18 protein-coding genes are annotated in these 16,010 nt (G+C 64.3%); 8 read left to right on the forward strand and 10 right to left on the reverse strand.

All coding sequences use genetic code 11. From position 1 onward, the window contains the following. Positions 1-31: 31 nt before the first annotated feature. Positions 32-1,429: an argininosuccinate lyase gene (argH, locus tag XH88_RS12470; protein WP_271668591.1), complete on the reverse strand. Its 1,398-nt coding sequence runs from the start codon at positions 1,427-1,429 to the stop codon at positions 32-34. Between the two features lie 101 nt (positions 1,430-1,530). Here argH and tlpA point away from each other — a divergent pair, with 101 nt between their 5' ends. After that, positions 1,531-2,196 carry a thiol:disulfide interchange protein TlpA gene (gene tlpA / locus XH88_RS12475; protein WP_271668592.1) on the forward strand — a complete coding sequence of 222 codons (666 nt, stop codon included), beginning with the start codon at positions 1,531-1,533 and terminating at the stop codon, positions 2,194-2,196. Positions 2,197-2,202: 6 nt separating this feature from the next. Here tlpA and XH88_RS12480 read toward each other — a convergent pair whose 3' ends face one another. From XH88_RS12480 to XH88_RS12505, 6 genes are all read right to left on the reverse strand, one after another. Further along, positions 2,203-2,397 carry a putative motility protein gene (locus XH88_RS12480; protein ID WP_271668593.1) on the reverse strand — a complete coding sequence of 65 codons (195 nt, stop codon included), beginning with the start codon at positions 2,395-2,397 and terminating at the stop codon, positions 2,203-2,205. A gap of 77 nt (positions 2,398-2,474) precedes the next feature. Then, on the reverse strand, positions 2,475-3,356 hold the full coding sequence (locus XH88_RS12485; protein WP_271668594.1) for a 3-hydroxybutyryl-CoA dehydrogenase: 882 nt from the start codon (positions 3,354-3,356) through the stop codon (positions 2,475-2,477). A 210-nt stretch (positions 3,357-3,566) separates the two neighbouring features. Further along, positions 3,567-4,511 (reverse strand): electron transfer flavoprotein subunit alpha/FixB family protein, encoded by a 945-nt coding sequence (locus tag XH88_RS12490; RefSeq protein WP_271668595.1) that lies wholly within the window; start codon positions 4,509-4,511, stop codon positions 3,567-3,569. Then, a complete protein-coding gene (locus tag XH88_RS12495; RefSeq protein ID WP_271668596.1) occupies positions 4,511-5,260 on the reverse strand; it encodes an electron transfer flavoprotein subunit beta/FixA family protein in 750 nt (249 codons plus the stop codon). The genes XH88_RS12490 and XH88_RS12495 overlap by 1 nt, the downstream gene beginning before the upstream one ends. A 126-nt stretch (positions 5,261-5,386) precedes the next feature. Then, positions 5,387-5,959 carry a cob(I)yrinic acid a,c-diamide adenosyltransferase gene (locus XH88_RS12500; protein ID WP_271668597.1) on the reverse strand — a complete coding sequence of 191 codons (573 nt, stop codon included), beginning with the start codon at positions 5,957-5,959 and terminating at the stop codon, positions 5,387-5,389. Between the two features lie 2 nt (positions 5,960-5,961). Beyond that, positions 5,962-6,156: a twin transmembrane helix small protein gene (locus tag XH88_RS12505; protein WP_271668598.1), complete on the reverse strand. Its 195-nt coding sequence runs from the start codon at positions 6,154-6,156 to the stop codon at positions 5,962-5,964. 194 nt (positions 6,157-6,350) lie between these two features. On the opposite strand from XH88_RS12505, the gene XH88_RS12510 reads away from it, so the two are divergent. Continuing rightward, a complete protein-coding gene (locus tag XH88_RS12510; protein ID WP_271668599.1) occupies positions 6,351-7,244 on the forward strand; it encodes a YihY/virulence factor BrkB family protein in 894 nt (297 codons plus the stop codon). Here XH88_RS12510 and XH88_RS12515 read toward each other — a convergent pair. Together XH88_RS12515 and gluQRS are read right to left on the reverse strand one after the other, a co-directional pair. Next, a complete protein-coding gene (locus XH88_RS12515) occupies positions 7,171-8,454 on the reverse strand; it encodes an ATP-binding protein (RefSeq protein WP_271668600.1) in 1,284 nt (427 codons plus the stop codon). The two genes, XH88_RS12510 and XH88_RS12515, sit on opposite strands and share 74 nt — an antisense overlap. Positions 8,455-8,525: 71 nt before the next feature. Beyond that, positions 8,526-9,431, reverse strand: coding sequence for a tRNA glutamyl-Q(34) synthetase GluQRS (gene gluQRS / locus XH88_RS12520; protein WP_271668601.1), 906 nt, complete (start codon positions 9,429-9,431; stop codon positions 8,526-8,528). A gap of 184 nt (positions 9,432-9,615) precedes the next feature. Between gluQRS and XH88_RS12525 the strand changes: the two genes are divergently transcribed. The 6 genes from XH88_RS12525 (at position 9,616) to XH88_RS12550 (ending at position 14,751) form a co-directional block, all read left to right on the forward strand. After that, complete coding sequence (locus XH88_RS12525; protein ID WP_271668602.1) at positions 9,616-10,356, forward strand: DNA-3-methyladenine glycosylase family protein; 741 nt, start codon at positions 9,616-9,618, stop codon at positions 10,354-10,356. Then, positions 10,353-11,438, forward strand: coding sequence for a DUF2855 family protein (locus tag XH88_RS12530; protein WP_271668603.1), 1,086 nt, complete (start codon positions 10,353-10,355; stop codon positions 11,436-11,438). The genes XH88_RS12525 and XH88_RS12530 overlap by 4 nt, the downstream gene beginning before the upstream one ends. Positions 11,439-11,794: 356 nt before the next feature. Further along, positions 11,795-12,352 (forward strand): HNH endonuclease, encoded by a 558-nt coding sequence (locus XH88_RS12535; protein ID WP_028134115.1) that lies wholly within the window; start codon positions 11,795-11,797, stop codon positions 12,350-12,352. 118 nt (positions 12,353-12,470) lie between these two features. Beyond that, positions 12,471-13,721 (forward strand): glycosyltransferase family 87 protein, encoded by a 1,251-nt coding sequence (locus XH88_RS12540; RefSeq protein WP_271668604.1) that lies wholly within the window; start codon positions 12,471-12,473, stop codon positions 13,719-13,721. Positions 13,722-13,827: 106 nt separating this feature from the next. Then, complete coding sequence (locus tag XH88_RS12545; RefSeq protein WP_209960868.1) at positions 13,828-14,049, forward strand: dodecin; 222 nt, start codon at positions 13,828-13,830, stop codon at positions 14,047-14,049. Between the two features lie 111 nt (positions 14,050-14,160). Then, a complete protein-coding gene (locus XH88_RS12550; RefSeq protein ID WP_271669051.1) occupies positions 14,161-14,751 on the forward strand; it encodes an HAD family hydrolase in 591 nt (196 codons plus the stop codon). A gap of 6 nt (positions 14,752-14,757) precedes the next feature. Here the strand turns inward: XH88_RS12550 and XH88_RS12555 are convergent, their stop codons facing one another. Further along, entirely contained in the window at positions 14,758-16,005 is a 1,248-nt protein-coding gene (locus tag XH88_RS12555; protein ID WP_271668605.1) for an MFS transporter, read from the reverse strand. Positions 16,006-16,010 lie beyond the last annotated feature (5 nt).

A 16,010-nucleotide genomic window follows, 5' to 3' on the forward strand; every position in this document is an offset into this window, starting at 1 on the left:
ATGACCATGAAACATAAGCGAAATTTGGCCTTCAGCCCAATTTTCGCTCTTTTTCCAGCCGCTTCAGCCAGCTCTTCGCCTGCGACGTCACGTTCTTCGGCGCGGTGCCGCCGAAGCTGGTGCGGCTCTTCACCGACGATTCGACCGAGAGCACGCCGAGCACGTCCTTGGTGATCTTGGGCTCGATTGCCTGCATCTCCTGCAGCGGCAGCTCGTGCAGCGCCACGCCGCCTGCGGCGGCCTTGGCCACGATCCGGCCGGTGACGTGGTGGGCCTCGCGGAACGGCATTTTCAGCGTCCGCACCAGCCAGTCGGCGAGATCGGTCGCAGTGGCATAGCCCTCGCCCGCCGCCAGCTTCATCTTCGCCTCGTCAGGCACAAGGTCGCGGACCATGCCGGTCATGGCGCGGATCGCCAGCGACAAGGCCGCAAAACCCTCCATGGCGCCTTGCTTGTCCTCCTGCATGTCCTTTTGATAGGCGAGCGGCAGGCCCTTCATCACGATCAGGAGCCCATTGAGCGCGCCGATGACGCGGCCGGTCTTGGCGCGGACCAGTTCGGCCGCGTCAGGATTGCGCTTCTGCGGCATGATCGAGGAGCCGGTGGTGAACTTGTCGCTGAGGCGGACGAGGCCGACCAGCGGCGAGGTCCAGATCACGATCTCCTCGGCAAAGCGCGACATGTGCACCGCGCAGATCGAGGCGGCCGACAGCATCTCCAGCACGAAGTCGCGGTCGGACACCGCATCGAGCGAATTCGCCATCGGCCGGTCGAAGCCGAGTGCCTTCGCGGTGGCATGACGGTCGATCGGGAACGAGGTACCGGCGAGCGCGGCGGCGCCCAGCGGGGATTCATTGAGCCGCTTGCGCGCATCCTGGAAACGGCCACGGTCGCGCGCGGCCATCTCGACATAGGCGAGCAGGTGGTGGCCGAAGGTCACCGGCTGCGCGGTCTGCAGATGCGTGAAGCCGGGCATCACCGTGCCGGCATGCTCCAGCGCGCGGTCCACCAGCGCCTGCTGGAACGCGGCAAGCGCGGCATCGGTCTCGTCGACGATGTCGCGGACGTAGAGACGGAAATCGGTCGCGACCTGGTCGTTGCGCGAGCGCGCGGTGTGCAGGCGGCCGGCGGCGGGGCCGATCAACTCGGACAGGCGGCTCTCGACATTCATATGAATGTCCTCAAGCGCGCGCTTGAACTCGAAGCTCCCCTTGCCGATCTCTGACAAAATCGTGTCTAGACCCTTGCCGATATTTTTCGCATCAGAGGCCGTGATGATGCCCTGACCGGCCAGCATCGCGGCGTGAGCCTTGGACGCGGCAATGTCCTGGGCAAAGAGGTGACGATCGACGTCGATGGAGACGTTGATCTCTTCCATGATCTCATCGGGACGCTCCGAGAACCGGCCGCCCCACATCTTGTTGCTCATGATCCCCTGCTCACGCCTTGATTTGCCGCACGTTTGCTGGCGAAGGCCAGCCGTATTAAGAGGCCCCTGATAGCCATATCTGCGACCGGATGACAAACGATATGCTCGACCCAAAACCCTCCGCCACGCGCCGGATCCCGATGGTCATCGCCACCGTGGTGGTTGGCGGCCTGGCCGGCTTCGCCGCGCTGTACGGGCTGGGCCTGAGCCGGGCGCCATCAGGCGATCCAACCTGCAAACCGGCGGTCGCGACGGCGCACAGGATCGCCCCGCTCGCCCATGGCGAGGTGGCGGCGCTGACCATGGCGAGCGCCCCCCTGAAGCTGCCCGATCTCACTTTTGAGGACGCCGACGGCAAGCCGAAAAAACTGTCCGATTTCCGCGGCAAGACCCTGCTGGTGAACCTCTGGGCCACCTGGTGCGTGCCGTGTCGAAAAGAAATGCCGGCACTGGACCAGCTCCAGGCCAAGCTGGCGGGGCCCAATTTCGAGGTGGTGGCGATCAATATCGACACCCGCGATTCCGAAAAGCCCAAGACCTTCCTGAAAGAGGCCAATCTGACCCGGCTCGGTTACTTCAACGACCAGAAAGCCAAGGTTTTTCAGGATCTTAAATCTATAGGCCGGGCCTTGGGCATGCCGACCTCGGTGCTGGTGGACCCGCAGGGCTGCGAGATTGCGACCATCGCGGGACCGGCGGAATGGGCGAGCGACGATGCGCTCAAGCTGCTTCGGGCGGCATTAAGCCCGGCTGCCGCGTCGCTTTAGGGGCGTTCAGGCGGTCACGTTCAAATTGCCACCAACGCCGGGGCCGACATTGGCAAGGGAAGGCTGACCGGCGCCCAGCAGCGTCAGGACGGTGGATTTCTCCATGTCCATGTTCTGCTTTGTCACGGTTGCTGCGATATTCGATTGCAGCGCGCCTTGCTGGGCGGCCAGCATGGTGCTGACCATCGCCATCATGTCCATTACGCGAACCCTCGTACCGGCCGCAGCCTAGGCGCGAGGCGTTAATGCGACATGAATTGCCACAGATGGGGAGATGCCTACCGCGTCGGAACCGGCTTGGCGCCGCGGTAGTCGTAGAAGCCGCGCTGGGTCTTGCGGCCAAGCCAACCGGCCTCGACGTATTTCACCAGCAGCGGGCATGGCCGGTACTTTGAGTCGGCGAGCCCCTCATGCAGCACCTGCATGATCGACAGGCACGTATCGAGGCCGATGAAATCGGCAAGCTCGAGCGGGCCCATCGGGTGGTGCGCACCGAGCTTCATCGCCGCATCGATCGCCTCGACGTTGCCGACGCCTTCATACAGCGTGTAGATCGCCTCGTTGATCATCGGCAGCAGGATGCGATTGACGATGAAGGCCGGGAAATCCTCGGAAACCGCGACCTGCTTGCCGAGCCTGGCGACGAATTCCTTGGACGCCTCGAAGGTGGAATCGTCGGTGGCGATGCCGCGGATCAGCTCCACCAGTTCCATCAGCGGGACCGGATTCATGAAGTGAATGCCGATAAAGCGCTCGGGCCGGTCGGTGGCGGCGGCAAGGCGGGTGATCGAGATCGAGGAGGTGTCGGAGGCGACGATCGCCTCCGGCTTCAAGATCGCGCAGAGGTCGTGGAAGATCTTGCGCTTGACCTCTTCCTTCTCGACCGCGGTCTCGATCACGAGGTCGCAATCGGCGAGGTCGTCCAGCTTCTCGGCGAGCTTGATCCGCGCAACTGCCTTGGCCTTGTCGTCCTCGGTAACGGCCTTCTTGGAGACCTGGCGCGCCAGATTGCCGTTGATGGTAGCCATGCCCGACTTGAGGCGGTCGGCCGAGACGTCGTTGAGCACCACGTCGAAGCCGGCCAAGGCCGCGACATGCGCGATGCCATTGCCCATCTGACCCGCGCCGATTACGCCGATCTTCTTGATTACTGCCGCCATAATGTCATCCACCGGAACGGCGCGCATATCGCGCCCTGCCACATCCCCTGAGCCGGGAGGACCGATTTGATCAGAAACCCGATTAGATCAGAATCCTGGCTCGAAACCTAGATTGGATCGCTTCGAAGGCGCGCCCCACGCCAAAGAAAACGCCTCAGAAATGAAACACCGGCCGGAGTTTATACCTCCGGCCGGTGTTTTGAACGGCTTTTACTTGCCGAGCTTGCCGAGTTCGGCGGTCAGCTCCGGAACCGCCTGGTAGAGGTCCGCGACCAGGCCGTAATCGGCAACCTGGAAGATCGGCGCGTCCTCGTCCTTGTTGATGGCGACAATCACCTTGGAGTCCTTCATGCCGGCAAGATGCTGGATCGCGCCGGAAATGCCCACCGCGACATAGAGCTCGGGGGCCACGACCTTGCCGGTCTGGCCGACCTGCCAGTCGTTCGGCGCATAGCCGGCGTCGACCGCCGCGCGCGAGGCACCGACGCCGGCGCCGAGCTTGTCGGCGAGAGGCTCGATATATTTGGCGAAGTTCTCGCGGCTCTGCATGGCGCGGCCACCGGAGACGATGATCTTGGCCGAGGTCAGCTCGGGACGGTCGCTCTTGGCGACTTCCTCGCCGACGAAGGTCGACAGGCCCGGATCGGCCGCCGCCGATACGCTCTCGACCGGCGCGCTGCCGCCCTCGCCTGCCGCGGCGAAGGTCGAGGTGCGGACCGTGATGACCTTCTTGGCGTCCTTCGACTTCACCGTCTGGATGGCGTTGCCGGCATAGATCGGACGCTCATAGGTGTCGGGCGCGACCACCTTGATGATCTCCGAGACCTGCATGACGTCGAGCAGCGCGGCGACGCGCGGCATCACGTTCTTGAAGCGCGAGGTCGCGGGCGCGACGATGGCGTCATAGGCCGGAGCCAGCGAGACGATCAGTGCGGCCAGCGGCTCGGCGAGGTCGTGTGCGTAGGTCTCGCCGTCGGCGAGCAGCACCTTCTTGACGCCAGCGAGCTTGGCAGCGGCATCCGCCGCGGCCTTGGCATTCTGGCCGGCGACCAGAACCTCGACCTCCGCGCCGAGCGCAGCGGCCGCGGTCAGGGCCTTGTTGGTCGCATCCTTGAGCGACGCGTTGTCGTGTTCGGCGATCAGAAGCGTCGTCATCAGAGCACCCCGGCTTCGTTCTTGAGTTTCGACACCAGCTCGGCGACGTCCTTGACCTTGACGCCCGCCTTGCGGCCCGCCGGTTCAGTCGTCTTGAGAATCTCGAGACGTGCGGCGACATCGACGCCGTAATCGGCGACGGTCTTCTCCGCGATCGGCTTCTTCTTGGCCTTCATGATGTTCGGCAGCGACGCATAGCGCGGCTCATTGAGGCGAAGATCGGTGGTGACGATCGCAGGTCCCTTCAGCTTCACGGTCTGGAGACCGCCGTCGACCTCGCGCGTGACCTTGAAATCGCTTCCTTCGACCTCGAGCTTCGAGGCGAAGGTCGCCTGCGACCAGCCCAGCAGCGCGGCCAGCATCTGGCCGGTCTGATTGCTGTCGTCGTCGATGGCTTGCTTGCCCAGGATGATCAGGCCGGGCTGCTCTTCTTCGGCAACCTTCTTCAGGATCTTGGCGACCGCGAGCGGCTCGACGGCGCCCTCGGCTTTCACCAGGATTCCGCGGTCGGCGCCCATGGCGAGACCGGTGCGGATCGTCTCCGACGCCTGCGCCGGTCCAATGGAGACCACTACGACTTCGGTCGCCTTGCCGGCTTCCTTCAGACGCAGCGCTTCCTCGACCGCGATCTCGTCGAACGGATTCATGGACATCTTGACGTTGGCGAGTTCAACGCCCGATCCATCGCCCTTGACGCGGACCTTGACGTTGTAATCGACCACCCGCTTTACCGGCACTAAGACCTTCATCGATCCTCTTTCACTCAATTTAGGAGGGGGTTATTCAACTGGCGCGGAACCTAAAGGCCTGATCCGGCCCGGTCAACGCGCGAAGAAGGCTAATTTTAGCCCCCTGAAATGCGCCCCTTCAATGGGTCAGCGATTCTGGCCCGGAACCCAGAGCACGTCGCCGGCGCCATCATGATTGGCAGCGCGGCTCGCCACGAACAGGAAGTCCGAAAGGCGATTCATATATTGGATGCCAGCGGCGCCCACGGGCTCGCCGGGCTGGGCCGCCAATTCCACCATCACACGTTCCGCCCTGCGGCAAATCGTGCGGGCGACGTGGAGGTAGGCGGCGGCCGGGGTCCCCCCCGGGAGCACGAAGGAGGTGAGCGGCGCAAGCTTATCGTTGAGCGCATCGATGTCGTGCTCGAGCCGCTCGACCTGGCTCGCCACCACCCGCAGACGTTCCGCCTTGCCTTCCCGTTCGGGCACCGCGAGATCGGCGCCGAGATCGAACAAATCGTTCTGGATGCGGCCGAGCATCGCATCGAGCTCCGGCGCATCCTTGGTGTGAAGGCGCACCACGCCGATCGCAGCATTGGTCTCGTCGACCGTGCCATAGGCGGCGATGCGCAAATCGTATTTCGGACGGCGCTCGCCGGTTCCCAGCGCTGTCGTGCCGTCGTCACCGGTCTTGGTATAGATGCGGTTGAGCACGACCATGTTCAGCGTCCCATCGCCCAGACCGCGATCATGGCAATGACGATGGCCACGAACTGAAGCAGCACGCGCCAGCGCATCAGCTTCTGCGAGGTGTTGGGCGAGCCACCGCGCATCATGTTGACGAGGCCGAGCAGCAGCACCACCGCAACGGCGGCCACGGCGATCGGCAGGATGAAAGTACTCAGGAGAGATGCCATTTGGGGGTGATAACACCGTGTGCGGCGCTGCGCCATGGCGTTCCCAATCTGGCTTTTGAGCCAATAATGTCAGAAGCTGGCTGGATGATTTCCGATTTGCGCGCATACCCCTTCTTCGCCTCGCCTCGCTTGCGGGGAGAGGCCGGAATCGGGGCCGCAAGCGGAGCAAGAGCAACGTTGCTCCGGGGCACACCGTGAAAGCCATCCGCGCCATCTACTGCGTCGTGGAGGACGCCTTCTACACATTCCTGGCCGACGACGGCTGGGCGATTGCGAGCCACATCGCGCTGTCGACGCTGATGGCGCTATTCCCGTTCCTGATCGTTCTGACGTCACTGGCTGGCTTCTTCGGCTCCAAGGAGCTTGCCGACCAGGCCGCCAGCCTGATGCTTCAGGTCTGGCCCAAGCAGGTCGCCGATTCGATCTCGGGCGAAGTCCACGACGTGCTGACCACCACCCGCTCCGGCGTGCTGACGATCGGCGCAGTGCTGTCGGTGTATTTTGCCTCGAACGGCGTCGAGGCATTGCGGGTCGCGCTCAACCGCGCCTATGCGGTGGTGGAGATGCGACGCTGGTACTGGTTGCGATTGGAGTCGATCGGCTACACGCTGGTGGCGGCCTTCACGGCGCTCGCGATGGCGTTCCTGATCGTGCTCGGCCCGCTCATCATCGAGGCGGCGCGGCGCCACATTCCCCTGTTCGTCGAGTCCAACGAGAGTATCCTGACCTGGCTGCGCTACGGCATCACCATCGGCGCGCTGGTGGTGGCGCTGTTCATCCTGCATGCCTGGCTGCCGGCGGGACGCCGGAGCTTCCTCCAGATCCTGCCCGGCATCGTCTTCACCATGGTGGCGTCGCTGATCTCAGGCGTCGTGTTCGGCCAGTATCTTGCGCGCTTCGCTAACAATTACGTCACCATGTATGCGGGGCTTGCGTCGGTGATCATCGCACTGGTGTTTCTGTATTTCATCGCTGCGATTTTCGTCTACGGCGGTGAACTCAACGCTGCGATCATCAAGTCACGGCTTCCTCACGGCGTGTCGCTTCAAGCAGCGCAGTCGCTAAAGCCCGCGGGGACACAGGCTTGACCAGGAAGGCGTCGGCGCCCGCCTCGCGCGAGGCCGCCTCGTCCTCGCCGCGGCCGGACACGCCGATGATCGGGATCTGAGCCAGCGGCGCCTGCATCTTGCGGATTCGCCTGATAGCCTCGACGCCGTCGATGCCGGGCAACACCATGTCCATCAGCACCGCATCGAAGCCGCCTTGCGCAAGCCGGCTCACCGCATCCTCACCGCGCCCGATGAACTCGGCATGGTGTCCGAGCTCGGTCAGGATCGTGTTCAGCACGACACGGCCGAATGGATTGTCCTCGACGCTGAGCACGCGCAGCGCCACCAGTGCATCCGCTTCGTCACCATCGAGCTTTCGCGGCTTCGCCGGGCCCGCCGCATCGAGCGTTACCGTCAGCGTAAACGTAGCGCCGCCACCGCGGCGCGGAGCGACCGTGATATCGCCCCCCATCGCGCGCGCCAGCTGCTTCACCGAGGACAAACCGAGCCCGGCACCGCCGAAGCGCGAGGCGATGGTGACATTGGCCTGCGTGAATGGACGAAACAGCCGCTTGATCTCGGCCATGGTCAGGCCGATGCCGCTGTCGGAGATCGAGAAGGCGACACCGACCCGGCGTTTATCCTTGGCCTTCGCGGTGCTGCTTGCTCTGCCCTTGACGGGGCGCCAGGGTACCACCGAGATCGCCACACCGCCCTGCTCGGTAAATTTGACTGCATTGTCGATCAGGTTCTCGAGCGCGGCGCGGAGGCGGACGGGATCGCCGACCACGAGACCCGGAAGCTTGTCGGAGATATCGACTTCGGCGTGGAGACCCTTGGCGGCGGCGCGGCCAGCCAGCGAATCGCCGGTGCTGCGGGCAAGTGCCCGCAGATCGAACAGATCCTGACGCAGCGTGCCGCCACTCTTCGCCGCCCTGTTGCCGGTCTTGGCGGCATCGACGAACAGCGTGGCCAGGTTTGCCAAATGCTCGGCACCGGCCTTGATGGTGTCGGCCCAGCGCCGTTCCCGCTCACCGAGATCGGACGTCGACAGCAAGTCGCTGATCGCCAGAATGCCGGTCAGGGGTGTACGGACCTCATGGGCAAAGGCCGCGAGCGCGGCCTGGACGACGTCGGGCGCGACCGCCTTGGTGCTGCGCTTGCGCACATTGCCGGTTGGCCGGGCCCCCTTCCGAGAGGCCCGCCTGGACGTCCGCGTGGTGCGTGATGGGCGCGTTTTCGCCGCCATAGATTCCCTTCGAAGTACCCTCTTCGAACCCCGGACTATCGGCTGAGCATGGCACGGCGGAACCCCTGGAGTCACGGCGGCGTTTGGCTAACCCCCAGAGAAACTTGACCTAATCCCACCAGCTGGCAGATGCCGGCAGGCGTCACCCCGGCTGTGCGCAGTTCGTGCAGACCGGTCGCCTGGTCCGATTTCGACAGCTTCCGTCCCTCGCTGTCGCGAATCAGGCGGTGATGGCGGTAGGCGGGTTCGGGCAGCCCAAGCAGGGCCTGGAGCAGACGATGCACTGAGGTGGCGTGAAACAGGTCCTGGCCGCGCACGATCTCGCTCACGCCCTGGAGCGCATCATCGACCACCACGGAGAGATGGTAACTGGTCGGCGTCTCTTTGCGGGCCAGGATGACGTCGCCCCACGCCTCGGGTCGCGCCACGACCATGCCACGCTCGCGATCCGGGCCTTCACCCAACTCGTTCCAGGTCAGGCCGGCGATGCGCCCGCACGCCGCCGTCATGTCGAGGCGCAACGCATAAGGCGCGCCTGAGGCGATCAGGCGCTCGCGCTCGTCACTGGAGAGTGATCTGGCGTTGCCGGGATACAGAGGAGCACCATCGGGATCGCGCGGCCACGGACCGTCCGCCTCACGCGCCGAGACGACCCTTGCGATCGCGGCGCGACTTTCAAAGGCGGGATAGACGAGCCCGAGTGCAGACAATTTGTCCAGCGCGGCACGATAATCGGCGAGATGCTCCGATTGTCGCCGCACCGGCGCCTCCCAGGCGATCCCGAGCCAGGCGAGATCCTCGTAGATTGCGGCCTCATATTCCGGCCGGCAGCGTGTCGTGTCGATGTCCTCGATCCGCAGCAACAGCCGCCCACGGGTCTTTTGCGCGCAGTCGAAGTTCAGCAGCGCCGAATAGGCGTGGCCGAGATGCAGGTGGCCATTCGGACTGGGGGCAAATCGGAAAACGGGTGGTGCCATCAAGTGAATCTCGTCATGGCCGGGCTTGTCCCAGCCATCCACGTTCATCGGTATCACAGACTGATCGCGTTAACTCGTGGACGCACATGACCAGGGCTCATGCTAAATAATGCTTGGGCTTAGAAAGACGTGGATGGCCGGGCCAGGCCGGGCCATGGCGTCGGAGAGAGTTTGCCAAATCACCATGACCATCCACCTCCAGACCCAAGCCGACCTCGAAGAAGCGATCCGTGCGCTGGTGAAGCGCGATCCGCGCCTCAAGCCCGTGCTGGAGATTGCGGGCATGCCGGCGTTGCGGCGGCGCGAGCCGGGCTTTGCCGGGCTTGCCCATATCGTCTGCGGGCAGCAGCTTTCGACCGCGAGCGCGGCGGCGATCTGGGGGCGGCTGTCGGCCGCGTTCGATCCGTTCGACCATGAGGCCGTGCGCCGCGCCCGCACCGACCGGCTGGGGCGGCTCGGTCTGTCCGCGGCCAAGATCAAGACGCTGAAACATCTCGCGCGCGAGATCATTGCCGAGCGGCTGAATCTCGAAGTGCTCGCCGAAGAAGATGCCGACGCCGCGCATCACACGCTGATCTCGCTGCCGGGCATCGGACCGTGGACGGCCGACGTCTATCTCCTGTTTTGCCTCGGCCATGGCGATGCCTGGCCCGCCGGCGACCTCGCCGTGCAGGAGGGCATCAAGATCGGTCTTGGCCTTCAGGCGCGGCCGACGGAAAAGCAGATGGCACCGCTCGCCGAACCCTGGCGTCCGTTGCGCGGTGCCGCGGCGCACCTGTGGTGGAGCTACTACCGCGCGGTGAAGAAGCGCGAGGGCGTCATCGCCGGCGAAGCGAACATCGTTTCAAACAATGTTGCTGTTGCAAAGCGTGCAACCTTGAAAGAGAAGATACCGGCACGGAAAAAGCCGGGACCATCACCATGACATCGACGGACTTCGTCGTCGCCCGCAACGATCTCGCGCAATGCAAGCTGATCGAGACCGTCCTCCCGGACGCCGCCGTGCTGCCTGCGGATGCGCTTCTGGTGAAGGTCGAGCGGTTCGCGTTCACCGCCAACAACATTACCTATGCCGTGATGGGCGACCAGCTGAAATACTGGCAGATCTTTCCGGCGCCACAGGGGTTCGGCAATATCCCGGTGTGGGGATTCGGCGAGGTCATTGCCTCGAACCACCCTGGTATCACCGTGGGCGAAAGACTGTTCGGCTATTTCCCGATGGCGACACATCTCGTCGTAGAAGCCGCAGACGTCAGCAGGCGCTCGCTTCGTGACGGCGCCGAGCACCGCAAGCAGGTGTCGCCGGTCTACAATCTCTATAGCCGGGTGACCGGCGATCCCGCTTTCGCCGGACATCAGGGCGACCTTCAGGCGCTGCTCCGGCCGCTGTTCATGCTGTCGTTCCTGGTCGACGATTTTCTGGCCGAGAACGACGATTTTGGCGCGCGCAGCGTGTTGCTGTCGAGCGCTTCGAGCAAGACCGCGTTCGGGCTTGCCCATCTTCTGCACAGCCGCGGGCGCAAGGTGATCGGGCTGACTTCGGCGAGCAATACCGGCTTCGTCGGCTCGCTGCCCTGCTACGACGAAATCGTCACCTATGAGCGCATCGATTCGCTGCCGACCGACAAGCCGGTTGCCTATGTCGACATGGCCGGGAGCAGCGCATTGCGGGCCGGGCTGCATCATCACTTCGGCGAGCAGATGAAGTCCTCAGTGCGCGTCGGTCTGACGCATCGCGCCACCGATGCGGACGAAGGTGCCCTGCCCGGCGCCAAGCCACGCTGGTTCTTCGCGCCCGACCACATCCGCAAGCGCGCCAAGGATTGGGGTCCGGGTGGAATCGAGCAGCGTTTTGGCACGGCCTGGTCGGGCTTCGCGCCGATGCTGGAAAGATGCTTGAGCGTGGTCGAGAGCCGTGGGCCGGAGGCGGTGAAGCGCATTTATCTCGATACGCTGAACGGACGCATCCCGCCTGAGCAGGGCCACATGCTTTCCCTGCTCGGATAAAGCGCTTTCAACGCTGGCTCATCGGGCCGTGCCGCCGACACGCTCGGTGACGGCCGGGAACCCCGCCAGCGTATTCGGTGGTCCGCGCGCCGGGGAACGGTACCATCGTGGCGATGCGACGTATCGGATAATCCTCAGCTCGGCAGAGACGCCGCGCCGAACATGGCCGCGAGCAGCGCGGCGAACCGGCCGCATGGCCCTCCCAAATCACGTCGTTTTTAAGCGCTTTGCCACCTCGGCGCCGCATTGCTTGCGCCTGAATAAGTCGCTCAACGGGCTTCACAATCCCGTCACGCTGCATGTAGTATGTCAATACATGCTGCTTCGCAGCGTATATTGGAGGCCGGGAGCGTTACTTGAACGCACATGTCTCGCAAGGCAGTTGGCCGGTGTTGGTGCTGAATGCGGACTTCCGGCCGCTGAGTTACTACCCACTGTCTCTGTGGTCGTGGCAGGACGCGATCAAGGCGGTGTTCCTCGACCGCGTCAATATCGTAGCGCATTACGATCAGGCGGTTCACAGTCCCACGCTGCAAATGCAGCTGCCGAGCGTGGTCTCGCTCAAATCCTTCGTCAAGCCGACCACCCATCCCGCCTTCACCCGGTTCAACGTCTTCCTGCGCGATCGTTTCGCCTGCCAATATTGCGGCTCGCCCGAAGACCTCACTTTCGATCACATCATCCCGCGCAGCAAAGGCGGCCAGACCACCTGGGAGAACGTGGTCGCGGCGTGCTCGCCCTGCAACCTGCGCAAGGGCAATCTCACGCCGGCGCAGGCCAAGATGTTCCCGCGCCAGAACGCGTTCGCGCCGACCGTGCACCAGCTCCACCGCAACGGCCGCCTGTTTCCGCCGAACTATCTGCACGACAGCTGGCTGGATTATCTCTACTGGGATACGGAGCTGGATCCGTAGCCAGCAAGGACGGATGGCACGGCCAAATCCTTATCGTTTCGTTACCGGACCTTAACATTCCCTCCGCAATCTCGCCGGCAGATGGCAAGTCATGCCGCCCCGAGAGATTGTCGAACCAATGCTCACCGCAACCTTGGAGCAGATCCAGGCCTCGCCCCGGAAGCGGGCGATCTATGTCTGCGTCATCCTTGCGCTGCTGGTGGCCATCCTCGCTTTCAAGACGTGGCGATTCTTCGAAGGCGGCCTCTGGTACGGCAACCAGACCGCGGACTTCGCCGCCTTCCACATCGTCGCGCAGCGGATCTGGCTGGGTGATCTCGACCTGACCTATCAGTTCGCCGCGTTCACCAAGATGCAGATGGCGGCGGCGGGCGGCACCACCGGCGTCATGCCCTGGACCTACCCGCCGCCATTCGACCTGCTGGTTGGTCCCCTCGCACTCCTTCCGGGCTGGGCCGCCTATTTTCTCTTCACGACAATCACGCTGGCGGCCTATCTGGCGACGCTGCGCGTCATCGCGGGAAACAACTTCGCACTCGTGCTCATCGTCTTTTTCCCGGCTATCGCGATCACGATCGGCATCGGCCAGAATGGCGTCCTGACCGGCGCGCTGATCGGACTGGTCTGCATCAATGTGGAGCGGCGCCCCGTGCTATCAGGCGTCGCCCTCGGCCTCATGGTCATCAAGCCTCATCTGGCCGTTGCCGCCGGCATCTACATGCTGCTGACGCGCCGCTGGCCGGCGGTGCTGGCCGCCGCAAGCGTGGTGATCGCGAGTTCGCTCGCCTGCACGCTCGCCTTCGGTCCGCAGATCTGGACCGCCTGGCTCGGCAGCATTCGCGAAGCAGCCAGCTATCTCGAGGAAGGCCGCTATCAGCTGTTCCGCATGATCTCGGCCTATGCCGCGTTGTACACGGCCGGCCTCCCGCCTGCCGGCGCGTTCTGGGGGCAGATGGCCACGGCAGCCTTGGCGCTCGTCGCCGTCGCTCTCGCCATTGCGCGCGGACCGTCGGCCCGCTTCGCGCTCGGCATCGTCGCGGTCGCATCCGTGATGATCAGCCCCTATGCCTACGACTACGACCTGCCGATCGTCGGGATCGGGCTCGCGCTGCTGCTTCCAGACCTTGCCGGGCTGGCGAGCCCGCGCGAGCGCGGCGCGATCTACGCCCTCCTGCTGCTCGCCAACGCCTACGGGCTGCTGCAGTCGGCCCGGCTGTCCGCGGAGAACGTCGGTGCGGGCGGCCTGGAGCGCACCATGACGCCGGCCATCGGAGGCTTCGCCCTGATGGCGGTGCTCGCCATGCTCCTGTGGGTCCTGCTGCGCGAGGCCAGGCCTGCGGCAGCCAGCCTGCACAGCGAGCCCGCTTAGCTTCGCGCGCGCAGAGGTATCGCGGGGAACGGAACCGGATCGGCCGGTGCCCGTTCAGACTCGACGCGACGGCAAAACGCCGCAGCGCAACCGAGGGAGGCTCGCGATGGCCACTGCTGAGAAGGACCATGTCTACAAGATCCTGGAACTGGTCGGATCGTCGGAGACCTCGATCGAGGACGCGATCAAGAACGCGATCAGCCGCGCGTCCAAAACGGTCCGCGAGATGAAATGGTTCGAGGTGGTGCAGACTCGCGGCCACATCGAGAACGGTGCCGTACGCCACTACCAAGTGACCTTGCGCGTCGGCTTCACGCTGGAAGGATGAGCCGGGCTTGCGCCCGGCAGCGTCTTGGATATCACTCGGATCGCGGCCGGACGTCCTGGCCGGGCCGAGAGTGCTGCCGTGACCGATGGAATCAAGCTGATCCTTTTCGACATGGACAATGTCCTCTGCGATTATGACAGGGGAAAGCGCGTCGCACGCTTGGCAGAGCTTGCCGGATCGACCGACGAATTCGTTCACCAGGCGATCTGGGACAGTGGCTTCGAGCTGCTTGGCGACTCCGGCACGCTCGATCCCGTCGACTACCTGCGAGGCTTCGGCGAGCGCATCGGCTATCCGCTGTCGCTCGGCGAATGGGTAGAGGCGCGACGCTGTTCAATGCAGGCCGATCGCGCGATGCTGGAGATTGTCGGGCAGCTGCGCCGAACCGTCGATGTTGCGGTCCTGACCAACAATACCACGCTGGTTGCCGATCACATCGATACGCTGCTGCCGGAATTGCGACCGCTGTTCGGCGCCAAGATCTACACCTCGGCTCAGTTCAAGACGGCCAAGCCTGATCCCCTCTGTTACCGCCTCTGCGCTTCAGAGCTCAAGGTGAGACCCGAGACCATCCTCTTTGTCGACGATCTCGCAGCGAATGTCGCCGGCGCCAGAGAAGCCGGCCTCTTTGCGCATCACCACACCTCTGTCGAAACTTTCAGGCAAGCTCTTGCAGGTCACGGCCTGCTTCGCGAACAGTGACCAGTCTCAGACGAGATCGACGCCGCGCCGCTCAGGGATCAGCACGAGCAGCGCCACGATGTCGATCAGGTAAAGCAGCGCAAGCCCCGCGATCGCGGTCGGAAATCCGTAGGCAGCGCTGACGATGCCGACCACCAGCGGGCCGAAGCCGGCCACTGCCCGCCCGATGTTGAAGAACACGTTCTGCGCGGTGGCGCGCGCCGCGGTCGGATAGAGCTCGCTCATCAACGCGCCGTAGCCGCCGAGCATGCCGTTGACGAAGAAGCCCATCACGGCCCCGCCGATCAGCAGCGCGCCGGCGCTCGTCAGCTGCGAGTAGACCACCACCATGATCGCCGCACCCAGCATATAGGTCAGGAACGCCGCACGGCGGCCGAAACGATCGGCGAAATGGCCGAACAGGAAAATGCCGAGCGCCATGCCGGCAATCGTGACCGCGGTCCAGAGCGCGGATTGCGTCAGGCCATAGCCGAACCGCGTCGAGAGATAGTTCGGCAGCCAGATCATGATGCCGTAATAGCCGAAATTCTGCACCGAGCAGAGAATGATCATTCCGATGCCGGTCCGGGTCGTCTGCGCATCAGCCACCAGCGCGCGAAGCGACGAGCCGGTGTCCGCCGCCTGCGCCTTGTGCGCGATGAAGACGTCAGGTTCGTGGAGCTTGCGCCGGATCACGTAGGCGATCACCGCCGGAAACACGCCGATCGCAAACATGCCGCGCCAGCCGATGACCGGCAACAAGAGCGGGGTCACCAGCGCCGCAGTGAGCACACCGAATTGCCAGCCAAGCCCGACATAGGATGTGGCCCGCGCGCGCTTGGCCGCAGGCCAGGCCTCGGCCACCAGCGCCATGCCGATGCCGAATTCGCCGCCGAGACCGATGCCGGCGATGGCCCGGTAGGCCAGCAGGTCCCAGTAGCCCTGGGCCAGCGCACACAGCCCAGTGAAGACCGCGAACAGGACGATACTCCAGGTCAGAACCCTGACGCGGCCAAGCCGGTCCGACAGCATGCCGAGGACAAAGCCGCCGACCACCGCGCCGACTAGCGTGCCCGTCACCAATGAGGCGGCCTGCGGCTGCGTGAGATGGAGGTCTTTCGAAATCGCCGTCAGCATGAAGCCGAGGATGAGAAGATCGAACCCGTCCATGGCGTAGCCGAGCGCCGATCCCCACAGCGCCCGCCGCGCCGATGCGTCGCGGTCCGTCGCGGCAATATCAATCGCGCCGAGCATCACGTCCTGTACCTGGCCCATACGTT

Origin of the sequence: Bradyrhizobium sp. CCBAU 51627, assembly GCF_028128765.1 — a bacterium.
Classification (GTDB): domain Bacteria; phylum Pseudomonadota; class Alphaproteobacteria; order Rhizobiales; family Xanthobacteraceae; genus Bradyrhizobium.

What these genes read in the sequence shown, in the direction of transcription:
- XH88_RS12495 (WP_271668596.1), bottom strand. Translation starts at nt 5,260, where the DNA reads ATGAAGGTCTTAGTGCCGGTAAAGCGGGTGGTCGATTACAACGTCAAG.
- XH88_RS12540 (WP_271668604.1), top strand. Translation starts at nt 12,471, where the DNA reads ATGCTCACCGCAACCTTGGAGCAGATCCAGGCCTCGCCCCGGAAGCGG.
- XH88_RS12530 (WP_271668603.1), top strand. Translation starts at nt 10,353, where the DNA reads ATGACATCGACGGACTTCGTCGTCGCCCGCAACGATCTCGCGCAATGC.
- XH88_RS12515 (WP_271668600.1), bottom strand. Translation starts at nt 8,454, where the DNA reads ATGGCGGCGAAAACGCGCCCATCACGCACCACGCGGACGTCCAGGCGG.
- XH88_RS12555 (WP_271668605.1), bottom strand. Translation starts at nt 16,005, where the DNA reads ATGGGCCAGGTACAGGACGTGATGCTCGGCGCGATTGATATTGCCGCG.
- XH88_RS12525 (WP_271668602.1), top strand. Translation starts at nt 9,616, where the DNA reads ATGACCATCCACCTCCAGACCCAAGCCGACCTCGAAGAAGCGATCCGT.
- XH88_RS12550 (WP_271669051.1), top strand. Translation starts at nt 14,161, where the DNA reads ATGGACAATGTCCTCTGCGATTATGACAGGGGAAAGCGCGTCGCACGC.
- gluQRS (WP_271668601.1), bottom strand. Translation starts at nt 9,431, where the DNA reads ATGGCACCACCCGTTTTCCGATTTGCCCCCAGTCCGAATGGCCACCTG.
- XH88_RS12545 (WP_209960868.1), top strand. Translation starts at nt 13,828, where the DNA reads ATGGCCACTGCTGAGAAGGACCATGTCTACAAGATCCTGGAACTGGTC.
- XH88_RS12490 (WP_271668595.1), bottom strand. Translation starts at nt 4,511, where the DNA reads ATGACGACGCTTCTGATCGCCGAACACGACAACGCGTCGCTCAAGGAT.
- XH88_RS12480 (WP_271668593.1), bottom strand. Translation starts at nt 2,397, where the DNA reads ATGGACATGATGGCGATGGTCAGCACCATGCTGGCCGCCCAGCAAGGC.
- argH (WP_271668591.1), bottom strand. Translation starts at nt 1,429, where the DNA reads ATGAGCAACAAGATGTGGGGCGGCCGGTTCTCGGAGCGTCCCGATGAG.
- tlpA (WP_271668592.1), top strand. Translation starts at nt 1,531, where the DNA reads ATGCTCGACCCAAAACCCTCCGCCACGCGCCGGATCCCGATGGTCATC.
- XH88_RS12485 (WP_271668594.1), bottom strand. Translation starts at nt 3,356, where the DNA reads ATGGCGGCAGTAATCAAGAAGATCGGCGTAATCGGCGCGGGTCAGATG.
- XH88_RS12505 (WP_271668598.1), bottom strand. Translation starts at nt 6,156, where the DNA reads ATGGCATCTCTCCTGAGTACTTTCATCCTGCCGATCGCCGTGGCCGCC.
- XH88_RS12500 (WP_271668597.1), bottom strand. Translation starts at nt 5,959, where the DNA reads ATGGTCGTGCTCAACCGCATCTATACCAAGACCGGTGACGACGGCACG.